This window comes from Flavonifractor plautii ATCC 29863 (genome assembly GCF_000239295.1).
GTDB lineage: Bacteria > Bacillota > Clostridia > Oscillospirales > Oscillospiraceae > Flavonifractor > Flavonifractor plautii.
Map to the genome: position 1 here is coordinate 31335 of NZ_JH417836.1, position 19555 is coordinate 50889.

Here is a 19555-nt window from a genome sequence, read left to right on the forward strand (position 1 = left end):
CCGCCGGAGAGTGCCCGGGGCGCGGGCGGCCACAAGGGCCGCCCCTACCGCACAAGGTAGGGCGGCTCACCCCAGCGCCACGTCCAACACCATCATGAGCAGGAAGCCCGCCATGACTCCCAGGGTGCCGGTGTTGGAATGCTCCCCCAAGTGTGCCTCGGGGATGAGCTCCTCCACAACCACATACATCATGGCCCCGGCGGCGAAGGACAGCAGCCAGGGCATGAGGGGCTGGATCGTCCCCGCCACCAGCACCACCAGGATACCGAAGACAGGCTCCACCACGCCGGAGGCGCTGCCGTAGAGGAAAGCCCGCCCGGCGGACAGCCCCTCCTGCCGCAGGGGCAGGGAGATGGCCGCCCCCTCCGGGAAGTTCTGGATTCCAATTCCCAGAGCCAGCGCCAGGGCCCCGGACAGGGCCGCCCCCTCACCGGCGTGCTGGGCGGCCAGGGCGAAGGACAGGCCGACGGCCATCCCCTCCGGGATGTTGTGCAGCGTCACGGCCAGCACCAGCAGGGTGGTGCGCCGCCAGGAGGAGTGGAGCCCCTCGGGCTGCCTGGCATCCACATGGAGGTGGGGCAGCAGCACATCCAGCAGCAGCAGGAAGCCGATGCCCAGCACGAAGCCCCCCACCGCCGGCAGCCAGCCCGGAAGCCCGGAGGCCTCCGCCTCCTCCATGGCGGGAATGAGCAGGCTCCACACCGAGGCGGCGATCATCACCCCGGCGGCAAAGCCCAGAAAGATACGCTGGATGGACGCATTGAGCTGCTTTCGGAACAGAAAGACCATGGCGGCGCCCAGAGTGGTCATCAAAAAAGTGAAGCCGGTACCCGTGGCCGCCCATAAAATGGATTGCATGAGTTCCCTCCTTTTTCTGGTTAGTCATAGTTAATCATCTGATATTATATGGGGGGCGGCATGCCGCCCCCCTTTGAAGCGTCAGTACGCCACGCCCCAGTACACCATGTGCTTGGCGGGCTTGCCGCAGCAGGCGCAGGTGTCGCCCAGGTGCTCCTGCTCCAGAGGGATGCATCGGGAGGACACTCCGGCCTCCTCCTTCATCTTCAACTCGCACGCCAGCTCGCCGCACCACATGGTCTTGGCGAAGCCGCCCTGGCTGGCCATCTTCTCCTCGACCTCCTCCAGGGTGGCGCAGGCGTAGGTATTCTCGTCCAGGTTGCGCTTGGCCTTGTCGAACAGGCCCTGCTGCACCGCGTCCAGCATGGTCTTGACGGTCTCCTCGATGTTGTCCAGGGAGACAAAGACCTTCTCGCCGCTGTCCCGGCGGGCCAGGACGCACTGGTTCTTCTCGATGTCCTTGGGGCCCAGCTCCAGCCGCAGGGGCACGCCCTTCATCTCGTACTCGGCGAACTTCCAGCCGGGGGAGTTGTCGGAGGCGTCCATCTTCACCCGGATGCCGGCGGCCTTCAGGCGGGCCATGACGGCCTCGTTGGCCTCGATGACGCCCTCCTTGTGCTGGGCCACGGGGATGATGATGACCTGGGTGGGAGCGATGCGGGGGGGCAGCACCAGGCCGTTGTTGTCGCCGTGGGTCATGATGACGCCGCCGATCAGGCGGGTGGACACGCCCCAGGAGGTCTGGAAGGGGTGGTGGGGCTGGTTGTCCTTGCCGGCGAAGGTGATGTCGAAGGCGCGGGCGAAGCCGTCGCCGAAGTAGTGGCTGGTGCCGGCCTGGAGGGCCTTCTTGTCGTGCATCATGCACTCCACGGTGTAGGTGGCCTCTGCGCCGGAGAACTTCTCCTTGTCGGTCTTGCGGCCCTTCACCACGGGCATGGCCAGGTAGTTCTCGCAGAAGTCGGCGTAGATGTTGAACATGCGCTCGGTCTCGGCGACGGCCTCCTCGGCGGTGGCGTGCATGGTGTGGCCCTCCTGCCACAAAAACTCGCGGTGGCGCAGGAAGGGGCGGGAGGTCTTCTCCCAGCGCAGGACGGAGCACCACTGGTTGTACAGCTTGGGCAGGTCCCGGTGGGAGTGGATGATGTTGGCGTAGTGCTCACAGAAGAGGGTCTCGGAGGTGGGGCGGATGCAGTAGCGCTCCTCCAGCTTCTCGGAGCCGCCCATGGTCACCCAGGCGCACTCGGGGGCGAAGCCCTCCACGTGGTCCTTCTCCTTCTGGAGCAGGCTCTCGGGGATCAGCATGGGCAGATACACGTTCTCATGCCCGGTTTCCTTGAACTTCTCGTCCAGGATCTTCTGGAAATTCTCCCAAATGGCGTAGCCATAGGGACGGAGGATGAACATGCCCTTGATGGAGGAGTAGTCAATCAGCTCCGCCTTTTTGCACACGTCGGTGAACCACTTGGCAAAGTCCACCTCCATATCGGTAATCTGTTCCACCTGTTTCTTGTCCTGTGCCATCTCTATCTCAATCCTTTATTCTAAAGTTATCGGTTCGTATTATTTTACGCATTCAGGCCGCAAAAGTCAAGGCCCGTGCCGCGTTCCGGGACAAAGGGCGCATAAAATCCCATAATTTCCGCACACTACAGCAAAGCGGGAGGTGGCGGAGCTTGCGTGTGGGAATCTGGGAGCGGGACGAGGGGATTCGGACGGCCGTGGAGGCCGGGTTGGGAGAGCTGGCGGCGGAGGTGCGCGCCGGGCGGCACCCGGCGGAGCTGGCCGGGGCGCGGCTGGAGCTGCTGACGGTGTCACCGGCGGCACGGGGCTGGGCCGGCGCGGGGGCCGTCCCCTGCGGGACGGTGCTGCTGCCCGGCACGGCAGGGCCGCTGGCCCGGGCCCTCAACGCCCGCCAGGCCGTGAGCTACGGCACCTCCCCCCGGGATACCCTCACCTTTTCCAGCCTGGAGGGGGACAGGCTGTGCCTGGCCGTCCAGCGGGAGCTGGTCACCCTGGGCGGGGCGGTGGTGGAGCAGCAGGAGCTGGTGCTCCCCTTCTCTACCGGCGCCTCCCCCCTGCCCTTTCTGGCCGCCGCGGGCACTCTGCTGCTCCTGGGTGTGCCGCCGGAGGAGCTGCCGGCGCGGTTCCGCCTCCCGGCGTGAGGCCTGCAAAACGGCCCCAGAACCGAGCGGTTCCGGGGCCGTTTTCATGTCATTACATTTAATACTTACAGCTTTAGCACCAGAGTGGCTACAAACTGGGCTCCCTTGTAATCGCCGAAGAGCTGCACCCGGTCCCCCGCCTCCAACTGGCGCAGGCTGGTGGAGGAGCCGCTGGCGGACATAAAGCTGGCGTCGGACACGTCCGCCGTGAGCACGTTGCCGTCGGTGAGCTGTACCATCAGGGTCTTGTCCTTGGTGTTGGGCACCAGGACCGTGCCCTCAAGCTGGCTGCTGGAGCCGGAGCCCCTGTCCACCTCGATGGACACCACATCTCCGCCGCTGACCACCATGGCCACTGCATCGTTGGGCTTGAGGGTGTAGAGGGAGACGGCGGTGCCGTCCTGGGTGACAGAAACGCCCTCGGACACGGTATAGGAGGCGGTGGAGCCGTCGGTGAGCTTCACATCAAACGTGATCCCGGCGGCATCCTGCACCACCCGGGTGATAGTGCCGGTGACGTTGGCGCTCTGAGGCGTTGTCTCCAGGGTGGTGACCTTGTTGTAGCGCACGGTGACCACCACGGTGTCGCCGCTCTTGATCTTGTCCAGAGAGCTGCTCTTACCGTCCCGGTAGATGGCGGGCAGGTCGGTGAGATCCAGTTCAAAGGTCATTACGCTGTCATTGGCGGTCTTGACCGCCAGGGTAGTGGGGGTACCGTAGGTGATGCTCTCAATGACGCCCTCGGTGGTGGTGGAGCCAGGATAGGCGTCCAGCAGCGTCACCACATCCCCGCCGGAGAGCTGAAGGGTGGCGAAGGAGTTCCGCTCCAGCTCCTTGAGTGCGATGTCCTCGCCATTGAAGCGGATGGCTGCCTTGGAGGAGATGTCGTAGGTGGTGGATTTGCCGGTACTCAGGTTGGTCAGGGTGATGTCGTTTTGATCCTTGGCGTAGGTAAAGCTCTTGACGGAGCCCTGGACGTAATCGGTTACGGTGTCCACCGCCATGCTGACCAGCTCGTTGGCCTCGTCGTTGGATACCCGCAGGCTCACGTAGTCGCCCTCATAGCGGTCGGACACGGTGCCCACCACGCCGTTGACGGTGACGCCCGCCCCGGCGGGCAGGGTGTAGCGCCTGGTTTCGCCGTTAAAGGCCGACACCTGGAGCCGCTGGCCGCCGGTGCCGTTTTCCACCTTCACCAGTATGCCCTCCTCGGCGCGGGTTCCGCCGGAGAGCTGCACCGCGTCCAGATGGCCCATGGCGTCCACATAGCAGGTGGCCGTGGTGTATCCGGCCTGGGGATCCAGCAGGGTGTAGTCGCCGGCGGTCTTGCCCACCTGCACCTCGGTAAAGCGGTCGATATCCAGCCGTTTGGAAGCGCCGTTGACCGTCACGGTCAGGCTGTCCTGCTCCACGCCGGTGACGGAGCCGGTATAGGAGGTGACCGCGCCGCCCAGGCGCACGGACTCGGCAGTACCCTTCCTGTCCAGGTTCACCCGGGCGTAACTGCCCACCTTCAGGGCATCGGCGGAGGAGAGCATATTATTCTCGTAGATCTCCGCGTCGGCGGGCAGAGAGATGCTGCGGGTGCCGCTGACCACACTGGTCAGGGTCAGCAGGGTAACGCCGCTGCTGCCGGTAGACACGGCGGCGATGGTGCCGCCCACCCAGTCATAGTCGGTGTAGCCGGGCAGCTCGGCATAGATGCCCCGCTCGTCCATAAAGTCGATGGCCCGGCGGAGCATGGTGGCCATCTCGGCCCGGGTCAGGGAGTTCTGTGGCAGAAAGCGGTTGAGCTCGTTGCCCTTGACGATGCCGTACATGTTCAGCAGGTATACATAGGGCTGCAGAGAGGCGGAAATAGAGGTAGTGTCCGCAAAGCTCATGGGGTAGGAGGTCAGGCTCTGGGCCAGGGGGGCGAGCTGCATGGCCCGCACCAGATACATGGCCAGCGTCTCACGGGTGATGGACTTCACCAGCCCGCCCGCGCTGCTCAGGGCCCGCAGCTCGGTCTCCGAGATGATGCCGGTCTCCAGGCAGACGGCCATCTCCTGGGCCGCCCAGGCGTACATCTCCTCGGGCAGGATCTCCTTCAGCTCGTCCTCCCAGTCCTCGACGATGGCCTCCTTGTCAATGGTGTCCACGCCGGTGGCACGGGAGCAAAACAGCAGCGCTTCACAGGCGGTCATCTTCTGGTCGGGAGCAAAGGTGGTGGCGCTGGTCCCCTTGACCACCCCCTGGGTAGCCAAGTACTCCACATCGTCCTTGGCCCAGTGATTGGTCATGTCGGTAAAGCTGACGGCCGCTGCGGGCACCACCAGCAGGGAGAGCGTCATCAGCGCGGCCAGCGCCAGAGAGAGAACTCGCTTTCCTTTCATATGTAATCCTCCATTTGCATAAATGGTTTCCATAATATATAGTATAATGGTTCCTCAGGGAAAAAGCAACAGAGAAAATCCCGCCCTCTTTCGCCGCTTTTTTCCAGTGCCCTGTCCATTTTTCCTGGCAGTCCACCGCATTTTCCTATAAACTCTATTGGATTTTTAAATTTCCCTTTATTGCGCAATAAATCCCTCCGCCCGGGCGTTATGCAGTCAAACAGGAAAACAACTCCCAAAGATTGCTCTGCTGAAACATTAAAGGAGGATATGCTGACTCACTTATTTTGTAACTAAAATAGATTGAAGGAGAACAGGTATGATTAGGTGGAATGACAATTATATTACGGGTATAGAAAAATTAGACAAGGAACATCAGCAGATATTCCAAATGGCCGATCAGGTTTTGAATAAGTTACGGGAACGAGGAGATGAGGCAAATTATCGTATATTCCTCGTTCGGGAAACTTTAACTTATATAACCAGCTATTTTGAGCGTCATGCTAAGGCGGAAGAGGAATACATGCGCAAAATCGGCTACACTGGGTATACATTACACAAGATGTTGCACGATGAATTTTGCAATATCCAGCTAAAAAAATATCAAGATATTGTCAAGCGTGGTGAGTGCAGTAAAGAAGAGATACAAGATTTTGTCGGAAGCGGAATTGGATGGCTTTTGGAGCATATAGCAACAGCAGATATGGCGATCATAGGAAAGGGTATTCTAGCCGCGCCTGCAAAGAACAGTGACTTTGAAGCGCGACTGGAAGAAAAGATCAATACGCTGTTGACCGCTTCTTTAAATATTGCGGCAAATGCGAAAATTATAGGTAGGAGCTATCAAGGAGAATTTTTGGGAAAGGCTGTATATCAAAAAATGGTATATAGTTTGGATTCACGCGAGATTACAATTGTTTCAGGTATAGAGAGCTCATTTCTACTTCGCGTTGCCGAAATGATCTATGGGACAGAAGTGAAGAATGAGATGGACTTGATACTATCTAGTCTACAGTTGTTTGCTGCAAACTTCTGGAGATCAATAGGACAGCACTTTGCTGGTAGTAATACTATGATGACTATGAAGTCGAATAGCTTTATCATTGCAGGACTTCTTTCAGAAGAACTGAGGAAGCTTAAACTAACGCACTCATTGCTCTTTGCTTCTGATATGGGGAAATTTTTTGTAGCTGTTAATTACTGAAAATTCCAAAAACGTGATAGAGTTGCGGTGTCATTCCATGGGGAATCAGAACGAGGGGCAACGGAAACTACAACATCTGTCCGCTCCAGATACCAGACTGCTTTAGGCATATCCAACAAGGCAAGCAGGAGTGAGTCTATCTTTAGCCTGTGCGTGCTTTGTTAAAGCCTCTGCCTGCTCCTGAGCCTGTACCATGCCATTTACTGCATCCATTACCCATTTTTCGCTTCAGCGTTGATAGAGAGCCTATAAACACAAGAAAATAGACAGCTAAAGAGTTATATAGTGGTGACGGAGGATGCCTTGGACATGTGGGAAGAACACTTGCCCGAGCAGATATACCTTCTTTGGGAAAGGTTGTAAAGAATCCTATTCAGAGGACTTGAAAGAGCCACCTGGACAGGCTATAGTAACAGTAAAAATAGGCCATTAACTTTATTTGAAAAAGAATACTATGACCCGCCCCCTGCTTACCGGCGCCGCCCAGAAATAACACGAATAGAAGCGCAGACCGCATCTGCCCGCGGATATTTGAAATTGCCTGGGAGACACCCATTCCCGGCAGCCGGAGGCCAAAGGAAAGGGACATCCTTGCGGATGTCCCTTTCCTTTGGCACGCCTGAGGGGATTCGAACCTCCGACCTACCGCTTAGGAGGCGGTCGCTCTATCCTGCTGAGCTACAGGCGCATATGAAATTGTGGAAAAACTGGCGCGCAGATGCTTTGATATTGTACCCCAATTCCCCGCGCCTGTCAACGGCAAGGGGTGTTTTTGTCCCCCGATTTGGACGTTTTTTTTGCAAAATCAGTTGCGCGCGTTACTGTTCTACGGTATAATATGTGGTCGAGCTTTCAATGATAGGGACAGATTTCGGAATAAATTGAGAGGTGCACCACTTTGCAAGATACGAAGCTGAGAAACGTCGCCATTATCGCCCACGTCGACCACGGCAAGACCACCCTGGTGGACGAAATGCTCAAGCAGGGCGGCATCTACCGCGAGAACCAGGCCACGGTGGAGCGGGTCATGGACTCCAACGATCTGGAGCGGGAGCGCGGCATCACCATTCTGGCCAAGAACACCGCCGTCCACTACAAGGACGTGAAGATCAACATCGTGGACACGCCGGGCCACGCCGATTTTGGCGGCGAGGTGGAGCGGATCCTCAAGATGGTCAACGGCGTCATCCTGCTGGTGGACGCCGCCGAGGGTCCCATGCCCCAGACCCGTTTTGTGCTGAGCAAGGCACTGGAGCTGGGCCACAAGGTCATCGTGGTGGTCAACAAGGTGGACCGCCCCGACCAGCGCATCCACGAGGTCATGGACGAGGTGCTGGAGCTGCTGCTGGATCTGAACGCCACCGACGAGCAGTTTGAGTCCCCCACCCTGTTCTGCTCCGGCCGCCAGGGCACCGCCTCCTACTCCCCCGACGTGCCTGGCACCGACCTGGTGCCCCTGTTTGAGACCATCCTCAACTATATCCCCGCCCCGGAGGCGGACACGGAGGCCCCCTTCCAGATGCTGGTCTCCTCCATTGACTACAACGAGTTTGTGGGCCGCATCGCCATCGGTCGCATCGAGCGGGGCACTGTAAAGCAGAACCAGGAGATCGCGGTGTGCAACTTCCACCAGCCCGACGCCGCGCCTCAGAAGGCCAAGGCCACCGCCCTCTATCAGTTTGACGGCCTGGGCCGGGTGCCGGTGACCGAGGCCACCGCCGGCAACATCATCGCCATGAGCGGCATCGGCGAGATCACCATCGGCGACACCATCTGCGCCCCCGACGCGGTGGAGCCCATCGAGTTTGTGAAGATCTCCGCCCCCACCATCGAGATGACCTTCTCCGTTAACGACTCCCCCTTCGCGGGCAAGGAGGGCAAGTTCGTCACCTCCCGCCAGATCCGGGAGCGGCTGTTCCGCGAGACCATGAAGGACGTGTCCCTGCGGGTCACCGAGACCGACTCCACCGACGCCTTCAACGTGGCGGGCCGGGGCGAGATGAGCCTGTCCATCCTCATCGAGACCATGCGCCGGGAGGGCTACGAGTTCCAGGTCTCCCCCCCCCGCGTGCTCTACCAGGAGATTGACGGCAAAATGTGCGAGCCGGTGGAGCGTCTGGTGGTGGACGTACCCAGCGACAGCGTGGGCGCGGTCATCGAGAAGATCGGCGCCCGCAAGGGCGACCTTCTGGAGATGACTCCGGTGGGTGATCGGATGAAGCTGGAGTTCCTGGTGCCCTCCCGCGGCCTGTTCGGCTACCGCAACGAGTTCCTCACCGACACCAAGGGCGAGGGCATCATGGCCTCGGTCTTTGACTCCTATGCCCCCATGAAGGGCGAGATCCAGCGCCGCAACTCCGGTTCCCTGGTGTCCTTCGAGACCGGTGAGAGCGTCACCTACGGCCTCTACAACGCCCAGGAGCGTGGTGTGCTGTTCATCGGCGCGGGCGTGCCCGTCTATGCCGGCATGGTGGTGGGCGAGACCCCCAAACAGGAGGACATCTCGGTTAACATCTGCAAAAAGAAGCAGTTGACCAACATGCGCGCCTCCGGCTCCGACGACGCCCTGCGGCTCACCCCGCCCCGCCAGATGAGCCTGGAGCAGTGCCTGGAGTTTCTGGCCGATGACGAGCTGCTGGAGGTCACTCCCGAATCCCTGCGCCTGCGCAAGCGCCTGCTGGACCACGCGGCCCGCATGCGCGAGGCCTCCAAGAAAAAGGGCTGATTGCCGCAACATGATTTCCGCCCCCGGAGCATGCTCCGGGGGCGGTTTTCAGTCTGCCGGGGAAACGACTACTCCACGTAGCCGTGCTTTACCTGGTCGGAGATCTCGCAGAGGGCCTTGCTGGCCTCCATGTCGAACTGGCGGCACTGGGCCAGGTCCCCCAGGGAGACCATCCCCACCACCTTGCCCCCCTCCAGCACGGGGAGGCGGCGCACCTGCTTGGCCGCCATGAGCCGGGTGGCCTCCCTGGCGTCGTCGTCGGGGGACACCACCGCGCAGTTGCGGGTCATGATGTCCTTCACCTGAGTCTTGAGGGGGTCCTCCTCCGCCGCCACACAGCGCAGGATGATGTCCCGGTCGGTGACAATGCCCCGCAGGCCGCCGTCCTCACCGCAGACGGGCAGGGAGCCCACGTTGTGCCGGGACAGGAGCCGAGCCGCCAGGGAGGCCGACTCGCCGGGGGTGATGGAGACCACGCTGGGGTTCATAAGATCGCGTACTTGCATGACAAAACCGCCTTTCTCCCAAACTTTACTGCTAGTTTGGACGGGAAAGGCGGTTTTATTCCTCTTTCAGCCCGAGATTGCGCCGCAGGGGGCCGGGGCCCCGCCAGGCGAAGGCCCGGCCCCCGTACTTGTCCCGGAACGTGCGGTTGGTGAGCCCCTCGAGATCGGAGTTTTCCAGAGCGTCTACCAGAGATGTGGAAAACTCGGGCAGCGGCGAGCGGGCCGGGGCGGCATTGTAGGGACAGGCCCGCTGGCAGAAGTCACAGCCCCAGATGAGCGGGTGGACCCTCAGCCGGGCGGCCTCCTCCTCCGTCAGCGCCCCCTTTTTCTGGGTCAGCTCGGACAGACAGCGGGACACGTCCGGCCCCCCTTCCCCCAGGGCCCCGGCGGGACAGGCCGCCCGGCAGGCCCCGCAGTCGGGGCAGTCCGGCGCGGCGGGGCGCTCCGGCACGTCCAGCGCCGCCCCGGTGAGAATGGTACCCAGAAATGCATAGGTGCCGTAGGGCGGCAGGATCAGCAGGCCGTTTTTCCCCCGCAGGCCGATGCCCGCCAGCCAGGCGGCCTCCCGCTCCGGTAGGGGGGAGTTGTCGGCGGCGGGGACAAACGATTCCCCCGGGTATTTCCGGCGCAGGGCATCACACACCGTATTCAGCCGCCGGGTGACCACCCGGTGGTAGTCCTCCCCCCGGGCGTAGAGGGACAGGTTGCCCGGCCGCTCCCCGGCGTAGTAGGGGAAGGCCGCCACCAGGACAGTCTCTGGAGCGGGGCAGAGGGTTTCCACCTTCTCCCGGGCACCGGTGGACAAAAACGGAAGCAGCCGCCGGAAGGCCACGCCGCCCCAGGCGGCGGCCCCGGCGGCTGCGAACCACTTATCCAGCATTGTACTTGTCCAGCGCCCGCCGGGCCAGCGTCCCGTCCGGGATGCAGGGCTCCGGGCCGTTCTTCCGCTTCTGGGCCTCCTCACACCCCTTGCCCGCCAGCAGCACCACCGCCGGGCGGCGGGCGCCCAGGATGGCGGTCTCCACCGCCGCCTCCCGGTTGGGGATCACGGTGTAATCCTTGCCGTGGGCGGTGAGGAACACGCCGATGTCGGCGCAGATGGCCTCCACCTCCTCCGGGCCGGGATCGTCCTCGGTGAGGATGATCCGGTCGGCCCACTCCCCGGCGGCGTTGCCCATGCCCTCCCGGCGGTCGATGCCCTTGCCGCCGGTGCAGCCGAAGAGGACGGTCAGCTCCCGGCCGGGGTACTCCGCCCGGACGGAGCGCAGGGCGTTCTGGAGGCTCATGCCGTTGTGGGAGTAGTCCACAATCACCGAAATCTCCCCGTCGGCGCTGACGTAGTGCTCCATGCGGCCGGGCACGAAGGCCCGCTCCAGTCCGGCGGCCACCACGTCGGCGGGGATGCCGTAGACCTCCGCCGACGCCACGGCGGCCAGGGCGTTTTCCGCATTGAACAGGCCCGGTGTGGAAATGGCCAGCTCCCGCTCATAGCGGGGAGTGCGCACGTGGAAGGCGATCTTCTCCCCCTCCTTGCGCACCTGGGAGCCGTACACGTCGGCGGAGGGGAACTTCTGGGAGAAGGTCACCACCCGGGGGCAGGCGGCCGCCGCGGCGCGCACCCGCTCCACATGGTCGCAGTCCAGGCAGACACAGGCGCTCCGGGCCTGCTGGAAGATCAGCAGCTTGGAGTTGAGGTAGTCCTCCAGATCGGGGTGCTCCACCGGGGAGATGTGGTCCTCCCCGATGTTGAGGAACACCGCGCAGGCCAGCTCCACCCCGATCACCCGGCCGTACTTGAGGGCCTGGCTGGATACCTCCATGGTCAGATAATCCGCCCCCGCCGACACCGCGTTCCAGAGGTGGCGCTGGAGATCCAGCGGCTCCGGCGTGGTCAGCTTGGCGGGCCTGCGCTCCACCCCGTCGTCGGTGACGATGGTGGACAGCAGGGCGCTCTCCCGGTGGCCCTGTCCGGCCAGCCAGGCATCCACGATGGACTTAATATAATAGGCCGTGGTGGTCTTGCCCTTGGTGCCGGTGATGCCGGTGATCCGCAGCGCCCCGGAGGGATGGCCGTAGGCCCGGTCGGCCAAGAGGCCCATGGCCTGCCGGATATCGGTGACCCGGATGCAGGGCAGGGGGACGGCGGGATACTCCCGCTCGCTGACATAGGCGAAGGCCCCCTGTTCCATAGCGGAGCAGAGGTACTCCTCCTTAAATTTGACCCCCTTGCAGACAAAGAGGGTGTTGGGGATGACCAGCTTGGAGTCACAGGACACCAGGGACACCGGGTGGGTCAGGTCGGCGGCCAGGGGGGCCGCGTCCGCCAGCAGTCCATGGCGGAGCAGGAGCTGATAATAGTCCCCCAAGGGCAGACGGGTTCGGTTGGACATACGGATTCACCACCAGTCAATCATTTTTGGGAAGGCCGAACGCGCGGGCCGATGTGGGCATCGGCCTCTTCGGGTACAAAGGCAGGGGCGGGGCTCCTCTCCGCCCGCCCCTCTCCCACTACACCATCCGCAGCCGGTAGCCGCAGGCGGTGATACACCTTTCCGCCAGGATTTCCATGGCGTCCAGATAGTAGTCGGGCAGGCCGTGGTAGGTGCGGTAGACGGACAGCTCGGTACAGCCCAGGATGGCCGCGTCGCAGCCGGAGGCGCGCAGCCAGCGGTCGATAGCCGCGAACTTCTCCCGGGAGCCCTTCTCGCCCCGCTTGATCTCGTCGTAGATGATGCTCATGACCAGCTTCTGCACGTCGGCGGGGGGCGTCACGCCTTCCATGCCCCGGGCGGCGCACTCCCTCTGGTAGATGCCGGTCTGAACCGTGCCGTCGGTGGCCAGGATACCCGCCCGCTTTTTCCCGTCCGCCGCCAGCACGCCCACGGTCTCCCGGGGCATGTGGATGAGGGGGATGGCGATATCCCCCTGGAGGCGGTCGGCAAAGTAGTGGGAGGTGTTGCAGGGGATGGCCAGGGCGGTGCAGCCGCCCCGCTCCAGCAGTCTGGCCCCGTCCAGCAGGCGGCGGTAGCAGCCCTCCGCGTCCCCGCCCAGGATGGCGGCGGTGCGGTCGGGCATGGAGGTATCGCTCCAGATCAGGGTGGGCAGGTGCTCCTGGTCGCAGGAGGCGTCGGTGCGGTCCAGAATCCGCTGGTAAAAATCCTGGGTGGCCTGGGGGCCCATGCCTCCTAAAATACCGAGACGCTGTTCAGACATACCCGTCCCTCCTGTTATGCAGCGGCATGGGGCCCGACGCCGCGAGTGCGGCGTCACAAGCGTTTTGGCCGAAGGCCAAAACCTTGATGCCGGGGCAATTCATTTGCCCCGGGCAGATGAGATCATCGGGGTCCCCGCACGGCGCAAGCCGGGTGGGGCGGCCCATGCCGCCTAAAATGCCGAGGCGCTGTTCTGTCATTTTACTTTCTCCATGCACGAGGCATACCAGCCCACGTAGCGGTGCTGGCCCCGGAGGATGCGCAGCTTGTGCATCAGGCCGTTGTCCGGCCGGTAGAACAGGGGGTTGACCGCGGCATTGGCCCGCTCCAGGGCGCGCATCTCCTGGTGGTACCGGGGATTGACGTAGTCGTAGGCCACCTTGGGGGGGATGACCCACCACAGATGGCGGTTTTGGGTCACGGTCAGGGCGCAGGGCTTGTGCTCGATGACATCCTCCACCAGGTACTTGGCCAGGTTGTACCCCGCGCCGGTGACGTAGTAGTTGCTCCGGCCCTGGCGGCAGTTGATCTCAAAGGCCTTGAACTTGCCGTCCCGCTGGTCGTACTTGATGTCGAAGTTGGAGAAGCCCACAAAGCCAATGGCCTCCAGGAAGCCCCGCAGCTTTTCGCACAGCTCCGGCTCCGGCTCGGTGATGATCACCGCGTGGTTGCCGATGGCGTGGCCAGTGTGCTCCTCCAGCAGGACGTGGCCCACGCACATGAGGCGCACCTTCCCGTCGGCGCCGGAGTAGTTGGTCACCACCCGCATAAAGCTGTCGTCCCCGGGGATGAAGTCCTGGAGGATCAGCGCGTCCTCATACCCCGCCCCGTAGATCTGGTCGATGACCGCGTCCACCTCCGCCCGGGTCTGGAGGATGTAGGCCTTCTTCTGGGTGGGGAAGGGATGCTTCCAGTAGGTGTCCGACTCGGCGGGCTTGACCACGAAGGGGCCGTCAAAGGGCAGCTCGAACTCGTGGCCCATGCCCTTGTGGTACACCACCGTGGCCGGGTGGTCGATGCCGTACCGGTCGCACAGCTCGTAGAACTTCTCCTTGTGGATCAGCGTCTCCAGCATGTCCAGGCTCACATAGGGGGCGATGACGTTTTCCGGGTAGCGGGGCAGATTGGCGGAGATGGCGTTGAGGTAGTTGTCCCCGCAGCCCAGCACCAGAATCTTTCTGTCGGGAAACTCACGGGCCACCTCGGTGACGTTCTCCAGCACCTTGTCCACCCGGTCGTTGTGCTCCCGCACCCGGTAGTCGATGATCCTGCTCCCCGCGCACACGCTGGCGGGGAACATGCCGTAGACGATGGTCTTTACGCCGTAGGCCTCGTGAAAGGCCCGGGCCATGCTGTACGCATTGATGTCGGAGCCCAGCAGAACAGGCACAAACTCAATTGCCATAGGTAAACGCCCCCTGGAACGTAATCTCATACCAGCTCCCGCCCATGGGCCGCACGTCGGCGGGATAGGCGGCGGCCAGCTCCTCGGCCTGCTCCGCGCTCAGGCGCAGCTCCCGCCGGAGCCGCTCGCCCCCGGCGAAACACTCGGAGAGCAGCCGGCCCAGGCCGCTGTCCTCCCGCATGTTCTCTATCTTAGTCATATTCCATTCTCCTTAAACCGGGCGGGCGGATGATATCCGCCCCTACGGCCTCGCAGAGTTTCCGCCCGCCAGGGCGGAAATCAATTCAAAATCTGTGCGGAGCAGGACATGCGCCTGCGCAGCACACCGATGCTTGCTCCGCCACCGGCGGGCAACCACCCGCGCGGGCGCGGGTGAGGGGGGTATCGCGGTCATTGTGCCGCCCTTTGGGCGGCGCGGTGACCGCGTATCTAGGGGGGACAACGTTCCCCCTAGAAGCGTCCTCAGCCGCTGGCCCGTTTCACCTGATACACGCCCTGGATCTGCCCCAGCTTGTTGATCACGTTGGTCAGCTCCTCCTGATTTTTGACCTCCAGGACGATGCTGACGGTGGCGTAGCCGTCCGGCATGGAGCGGGCGGACAGGCTGGTGGTCTTGACCTTGGCGGCGGAGAGGGCCATGGCCACGTCCAGGGTCAGGCCGTCCCGATCCTTGGCGGAGATGTCCAGGGCGGTCTGGTAGGTGGCCAGCTCCCCGGTGGCCCAGTCCACCCTGATCCAGCGGCCCGGCTCCTCCGCCCGCTTGGCGTCGGAGGCGTTGGGGCAGTCCGCCCGGTGGACCGACACGCCGAAGCCCCGGGTGATAAAGCCCACCACCGGATCGCCGGGCACGGGGGTGCAGCACTTGGCGAACTTGACCAGGCAGTTGTCAATGCCCTCCACAATGATGCCCGACTGGCTGGTCTTGCCCCCACGGATGGGGACGGTGGGCGGGTTGGAGGTGGAGGGGTGAATGGGCTCCTGGGCGGCGGCCGACTGCTCGGCGTGGAGCCGGTCCAGGCGGGCCATCTCGTCCTTGACCCGCACCACCGCCTTCTGGGCGGACATGCCGCCGTAGCCGATGGCGGCGTACAGCTCGTCCAGGGTGCCGAAGCGCACCTTCTTGAGGATGAAGGGGAGCACGTCCTCGGCGGTGATGGCGGCCAGGGAGAGGCCCACGTGCTTGAGCTCCGACTCGAAGGAGGCGCGGCCGGTGGCGATGTTCTCCTCCCGCCGCTCCTTCTTGAACCACTGGCGGATCTTGTTGCGGGCCTCGTTGGACTTGCAGATCTTCATCCAGTCCCGGCTGGGGCCGTGGGCCGACTTGGAGGTGATGACCTCCACGATGTCGCCGTTTTTCAGCGGGGTGTCGAAGGTGACCATGCGGCCGTTGACCTTGGCCCCGGTCATGTGGTTGCCCACGGCGGAGTGGATGTTGTAGGCGAAGTCGATGGGGGTGGCCCCGGCGGGCAGGTTGATCACGTCCCCCCGGGGGGTGAAGACGAACACCTCGTCGGCGAAGAGATCCACCCGCATGGTGCGCACGAACTCCTCGGCGTCCACGTCCTGCTGGCTCTCCAGCAGCTTGCGCACCCACTCGAAGGCCTCCTCGGTGCCCAGCTTGGCGTTGGCCATGCCCTGCTTGTACTTCCAGTGGGCGGCGATGCCGTACTCGGCGGTGTGGTGCATCTCCCAGGTGCGGATCTGCACCTCGAAGGGGATGCCCTCCCGGCCGATGACGGTGGTGTGGAGGGACTGGTAGCCGTTGGGCTTGGGGGTGGAGATATAGTCCTTGAACCGGCCCAGCACGGGGTTGAACAGGTCGTGGATGACGCCCAGGACATTGTAGCACTCGGGCATGTCGTCGACGATGACCCGGAAGGCATAGAGGTCGAAGATCTCGTCCATGGTCTTGTTCTGGGTATACATCTTGCGGTAGATGGAGTAGATATGCTTCACCCGGCCGTAGATGGTGCAGCGGATGCCCTCCTCGTCCAGCCGGTCCTGGATGCGCTTCTGGATGCCCGCCAGAAACTCCTCATGGGCGGAGGAGCGGGCGGCCAGCTCGTCGGCAATCTCCCTGTAGCCGATGGGATCCAGGTATTGCAGGGAGGTGTCCTCCAGCTCCCACTTGATGCGCTGCATGCCCAGGCGGTGGGCGATGGGCGCATAGATCTCCATGGTTTCCAGGGCCTTCTCCTTCTGCTTGCGGGCGCTCTGGTACTCCATGGTGCGCATGTTGTGCAGCCGGTCGCAGATTTTGATGAGGATCACCCGGATGTCCTTGGCCATGGCCATGAGCATCTTGCGCAGGTTCTCCATCTGCTCCTCTTCCTTGGAGGTGTACTGCACCCGGGTCAGCTTGGTGACCCCCTCCACCAGATCGGCCACCGTGGCGCCGAAGAGCTTGGCGATCTCCTCGTGGGTGGCCCCGGTGTCCTCGATGCAGTCGTGGAGCAGGGCGGCGATGATGGAGTCGGTGTCCAGCTCCAGCTCCGCCACAATCTCCGCCACCGCCAGGGGGTGGGTGATATAGGGGGAGCCGTCCTTGCGCAGCTGTCCGGCGTGGGCGTTGTCGGCGTAGGTGAACGCGCGGAACAGGCGCTGGGCATCCAGCGCCGGGTTGTATTCCTTGATTTTATCCTCCAGCGCCTGATAGCGCTCCAGGATGGGGTCCATACCAGCCACCTCACGTAAAGCAATCAGAATGCCAGCGGGCGGCCCGGTCGGCTCACCCGTTGGATAATATATGCCGCAATTTCCGCATGATACAGGAATCGTCCAGATTCACCTTGCCGTCCACGCTGCGCAGGGCGATGTGCAGGTGGTCGGTGGTGTGCTCCAGGCGGATGAGCCCCCGCTCGTCAAAGACCTCCAGGCACACCAGGGTGCGCATCACCGTCTCCCGCCGGCCGGCGGAGCGGGCGATGCTGCGGGCCAGGCGGTGGGCCGTGGCCTCCAGCGGGGCCTGCCCCGCGTGGCCCTTCAGGTAGCGCCACAGGGTGACGAACTCCTCCCGGCTGGGCAGCAGGGCCTCCGCCTCCTGCCGGGTGAGGGGCTCCCCCCGGCGGAACTTCTCGTACAGGGCCCGCTCGGCCTGGGCCCGGGTGAGGGCGGGGCGCAGATCGCAGAGCTGGAGCTGGACGCTCCGCCACCCCCGGTACTCGTTGATCTGGGGCGTGAAAGCCACGTCCACCCGGTCGCCCGGCCCCACCCCTGCCTCCTCGGCGGTGGCCGAGAAGAAAATGGCGTCGAACGACCGGCCGGACGCGGTCAGCTTCAGCTTCAGGTGCCGCCCGCCGCCCACCTCGTTCACGGCGGAAACCAGGCAGCCAGACAGGGAGAACACCGGCTTTGGGTTGCCCGCGCCGTAGGGCTCCAGCAGCTCCAGGCCCTCCACTCCCTCCAGGGTGAGCAGGCCCACATCGTCCAGCTCCCCGTCGATGTCCAGGGCGGAAACCATCTCCTCCCCGCCGGTACAGGCGCAGACATAGTCGTTCATGGCGGCGGCAAAGGCCGGGATATTCTCCTCCCGGATGGTGAAGCCCGCCGCCAGGGCATGGCCGCCGAAGCCCTCCAGCAGGGGGGCGCAGCGCTCCAGGGCGGCGAACAGGTTGAAGCCCGCGAAGGAGCGGCAGGAGCCCTTGCCCTTGCCGTCCTGCAGGCAGATCATAAACGCCGGGCAGGAGTACTTCTCCGCCAGACGGGAGGCCACGATGCCCACCACCCCCTGGTGCCATTGCTCCCCGGCCAGCACCAGGGCGTGCCTCTGCGGCCGGGCCTCGGCCATGGCCTGGCACTCGGTATAGATCTCCGCCTCAATGGCCTGCCGCTCCCGGTTGAGGTCGCACAGGGCCCGGGAGAGTTCCTCCCCCCGGGCCGGATCGTCCGTGAGAAGCAGTTCCCCAGCCAGGGAGGCGCACCCCATCCGCCCGGAGGCATTGATGCGGGGGGCCAGGGTGTAGCCGATGGCCGTGGCGGTAAGGGGCCGCTCATCCAGCCCCGCCTCGTGGAGCAGGGCCCGCAGCCCAGGCCGCCCGGTGCGGCGCAGGGCCTCCAGCCCCAGGCGCACAATGGTGCGGTTCTCTCCCGTCAGGCTCATGACATCGGCCACCGTGCCGATGGCCGCCAGATCGGCGTAGCGCTCCAGCAGCTCGTCCCGCCGGGCCGGGCCGCCCAGGGCCAACACCAGCTTGAGGGCCACCCCCACCCCGGCCAGGCACTTGAAGGGATAGGGGCAGTCGGCCCGGCGGGGGTCCACCACCGCCGCGGCGGCGGGCAGGGCGGCCTTGCACTCGTGGTGGTCGGTGATCACCAGCTCCACCCCCAGGGAGGCGGCGCAGGCCGCCTCCTCCACGGCGGTGATGCCGCAGTCCACCGTGACGATGAGGCCCACCCCCTGGCCCCGGAGGGCGGCCACCGCCTCCCGGTTGAGGCCGTAGCCCTCCTCCATCCGGTCGGGGATATAGGGGATCACCGTCCCCCCCTCCCGGCGGAGGAAGTCGGTGAGCAGGCAGGTGGAGGTGATGCCGTCCACGTCGTAGTCGCCGTAGACCGCGATGTGTTCCCCCGCCGCCAGCGCCCGGCGCACCCGCGCCGCGGCCCGGTCCATGTCCTTCATGAGAAACGGGTCCAGGAGCTGGCCCCGGCCGGCGTCCAGAAAGGCGCTGGCCTTCTCCGGGGTGTCCAGCCCGCGGGCGCAGAGGGTCAGCGCCGCCAGGGGCGGCACCCCCGCCGCCTCCATGGCGGCCCGCGCCTGAGGGGCACTGGCCGCCCGGTTCCACTGCTTGTATTTCACGGCCGTATGCCCCCTTCCCTCAAAATTACCCTTTATTATATCAAACTCTCAGCCTTGTGACAAGGCAAGACGCCGTTCAGCGGCGATTTTTTGCCGCCACCCGGCGCGCATGGAGCGGACGCGGCCGCCCCTCAGCCCAGCTCCAGATAGAGCGCCACCAGGTCGATCGTCGCCTTCATCCCCTCAAAGTGCGTCCGCCGCCCCACGGGCCTGCGGCCCGCGGGGACCCCGTATTCTTTTCTTTTATCGCCCGGCGGAAGTGAATTCCGCCGGGCTCCGCGCCACCCGGCGCGCATGGAGCGGACGCGGCCGC

At 63.8% G+C, this 19555-nt stretch carries 15 protein-coding genes and 1 tRNA gene; 3 read left to right on the forward strand and 13 right to left on the reverse strand.

Annotation, left to right across the window (positions count from 1 at the left end):
- Positions 1-66 precede the first annotated feature (66 nt).
- Together HMPREF0372_RS15890 and proS are read right to left on the reverse strand one after the other, a co-directional pair.
- Positions 67-858, reverse strand: a complete 792-nt coding sequence (locus HMPREF0372_RS15890; protein ID WP_007494693.1) for a ZIP family metal transporter — start codon at positions 856-858, stop codon at positions 67-69.
- 81 nt (positions 859-939) lie between these two features.
- Positions 940-2379, reverse strand: coding sequence for a proline--tRNA ligase (proS, locus tag HMPREF0372_RS15895; RefSeq protein WP_007494694.1), 1440 nt, complete (start codon positions 2377-2379; stop codon positions 940-942).
- A gap of 158 nt (positions 2380-2537) precedes the next feature.
- Between proS and HMPREF0372_RS15900 the strand changes: the two genes are divergently transcribed.
- On the forward strand, positions 2538-3020 hold the full coding sequence (locus tag HMPREF0372_RS15900) for a hypothetical protein (RefSeq protein ID WP_007494695.1): 483 nt from the start codon (positions 2538-2540) through the stop codon (positions 3018-3020).
- 65 nt (positions 3021-3085) lie between these two features.
- Here the strand turns inward: HMPREF0372_RS15900 and HMPREF0372_RS15905 are convergent, their stop codons facing one another.
- On the reverse strand, positions 3086-5395 hold the full coding sequence (locus HMPREF0372_RS15905) for an S-layer homology domain-containing protein (protein WP_007494696.1): 2310 nt from the start codon (positions 5393-5395) through the stop codon (positions 3086-3088).
- 319 nt (positions 5396-5714) lie between these two features.
- On the opposite strand from HMPREF0372_RS15905, the gene HMPREF0372_RS15910 reads away from it, so the two are divergent.
- The gene (locus tag HMPREF0372_RS15910; RefSeq protein WP_007494700.1) at positions 5715-6599 is read left to right on the forward strand and encodes a bacteriohemerythrin; all 885 of its coding nucleotides are present in this window, start codon (positions 5715-5717) and stop codon (positions 6597-6599) included.
- 611 nt (positions 6600-7210) lie between these two features.
- Here HMPREF0372_RS15910 and HMPREF0372_RS15920 read toward each other — a convergent pair.
- Positions 7211-7287, reverse strand: a tRNA-Arg gene (locus HMPREF0372_RS15920).
- A gap of 210 nt (positions 7288-7497) precedes the next feature.
- On the opposite strand from HMPREF0372_RS15920, the gene typA reads away from it, so the two are divergent.
- Complete coding sequence (gene typA / locus HMPREF0372_RS15925; RefSeq protein WP_007494705.1) at positions 7498-9324, forward strand: translational GTPase TypA; 1827 nt, start codon at positions 7498-7500, stop codon at positions 9322-9324.
- A gap of 68 nt (positions 9325-9392) precedes the next feature.
- On the opposite strand, the gene HMPREF0372_RS15930 is transcribed toward typA, so the two are convergent.
- The 9 genes from HMPREF0372_RS15930 to HMPREF0372_RS20390 form a co-directional block, all read right to left on the reverse strand.
- A complete protein-coding gene (locus HMPREF0372_RS15930) occupies positions 9393-9830 on the reverse strand; it encodes a CBS domain-containing protein (protein ID WP_007494707.1) in 438 nt (145 codons plus the stop codon).
- A gap of 55 nt (positions 9831-9885) precedes the next feature.
- The gene (locus tag HMPREF0372_RS15935; protein ID WP_007494709.1) at positions 9886-10710 is read right to left on the reverse strand and encodes an epoxyqueuosine reductase; all 825 of its coding nucleotides are present in this window, start codon (positions 10708-10710) and stop codon (positions 9886-9888) included.
- Complete coding sequence (locus tag HMPREF0372_RS15940) at positions 10700-12220, reverse strand: Mur ligase family protein (RefSeq protein ID WP_007494710.1); 1521 nt, start codon at positions 12218-12220, stop codon at positions 10700-10702. The genes HMPREF0372_RS15935 and HMPREF0372_RS15940 overlap by 11 nt, the downstream gene beginning before the upstream one ends.
- A 118-nt stretch (positions 12221-12338) precedes the next feature.
- Positions 12339-13043, reverse strand: coding sequence for a cysteate racemase (cuyB, locus tag HMPREF0372_RS15945; protein ID WP_007494712.1), 705 nt, complete (start codon positions 13041-13043; stop codon positions 12339-12341).
- A 195-nt stretch (positions 13044-13238) separates the two neighbouring features.
- Positions 13239-14447: a carboxylate--amine ligase gene (locus HMPREF0372_RS15955; protein WP_007494716.1), complete on the reverse strand. Its 1209-nt coding sequence runs from the start codon at positions 14445-14447 to the stop codon at positions 13239-13241.
- Positions 14437-14646 carry a hypothetical protein gene (locus HMPREF0372_RS15960; RefSeq protein ID WP_007494718.1) on the reverse strand — a complete coding sequence of 70 codons (210 nt, stop codon included), beginning with the start codon at positions 14644-14646 and terminating at the stop codon, positions 14437-14439. The genes HMPREF0372_RS15955 and HMPREF0372_RS15960 overlap by 11 nt, the downstream gene beginning before the upstream one ends.
- A 263-nt stretch (positions 14647-14909) precedes the next feature.
- Positions 14910-17123 (reverse strand): RelA/SpoT family protein, encoded by a 2214-nt coding sequence (locus HMPREF0372_RS15965; RefSeq protein WP_007494721.1) that lies wholly within the window; start codon positions 17121-17123, stop codon positions 14910-14912.
- A gap of 52 nt (positions 17124-17175) precedes the next feature.
- A complete protein-coding gene (gene recJ / locus HMPREF0372_RS15970) occupies positions 17176-19242 on the reverse strand; it encodes a single-stranded-DNA-specific exonuclease RecJ (RefSeq protein WP_007494723.1) in 2067 nt (688 codons plus the stop codon).
- A gap of 131 nt (positions 19243-19373) precedes the next feature.
- A partial coding sequence (locus HMPREF0372_RS20390) for a hypothetical protein (RefSeq protein ID WP_007494725.1) occupies positions 19374-19555 on the reverse strand: 182 nt, incomplete at its 5' end.

Excerpts from the sequence above, each read along its gene's own strand:
- HMPREF0372_RS15890 (WP_007494693.1), bottom strand. The coding sequence starts at position 858 with ATGCAATCCATTTTATGGGCGGCCACGGGTACCGGCTTCACTTTTTTG.
- proS (WP_007494694.1), bottom strand. The coding sequence starts at position 2,379 with ATGGCACAGGACAAGAAACAGGTGGAACAGATTACCGATATGGAGGTG.
- HMPREF0372_RS15905 (WP_007494696.1), bottom strand. The coding sequence starts at position 5,395 with ATGAAAGGAAAGCGAGTTCTCTCTCTGGCGCTGGCCGCGCTGATGACG.
- HMPREF0372_RS15910 (WP_007494700.1), top strand. The coding sequence starts at position 5,715 with ATGATTAGGTGGAATGACAATTATATTACGGGTATAGAAAAATTAGAC.
- HMPREF0372_RS15930 (WP_007494707.1), bottom strand. The coding sequence starts at position 9,830 with ATGCAAGTACGCGATCTTATGAACCCCAGCGTGGTCTCCATCACCCCC.
- HMPREF0372_RS15935 (WP_007494709.1), bottom strand. The coding sequence starts at position 10,710 with ATGCTGGATAAGTGGTTCGCAGCCGCCGGGGCCGCCGCCTGGGGCGGC.
- HMPREF0372_RS15940 (WP_007494710.1), bottom strand. The coding sequence starts at position 12,220 with ATGTCCAACCGAACCCGTCTGCCCTTGGGGGACTATTATCAGCTCCTG.
- cuyB (WP_007494712.1), bottom strand. The coding sequence starts at position 13,043 with ATGTCTGAACAGCGTCTCGGTATTTTAGGAGGCATGGGCCCCCAGGCC.
- HMPREF0372_RS15955 (WP_007494716.1), bottom strand. The coding sequence starts at position 14,447 with ATGGCAATTGAGTTTGTGCCTGTTCTGCTGGGCTCCGACATCAATGCG.
- HMPREF0372_RS15960 (WP_007494718.1), bottom strand. The coding sequence starts at position 14,646 with ATGACTAAGATAGAGAACATGCGGGAGGACAGCGGCCTGGGCCGGCTG.
- HMPREF0372_RS15965 (WP_007494721.1), bottom strand. The coding sequence starts at position 17,123 with ATGGACCCCATCCTGGAGCGCTATCAGGCGCTGGAGGATAAAATCAAG.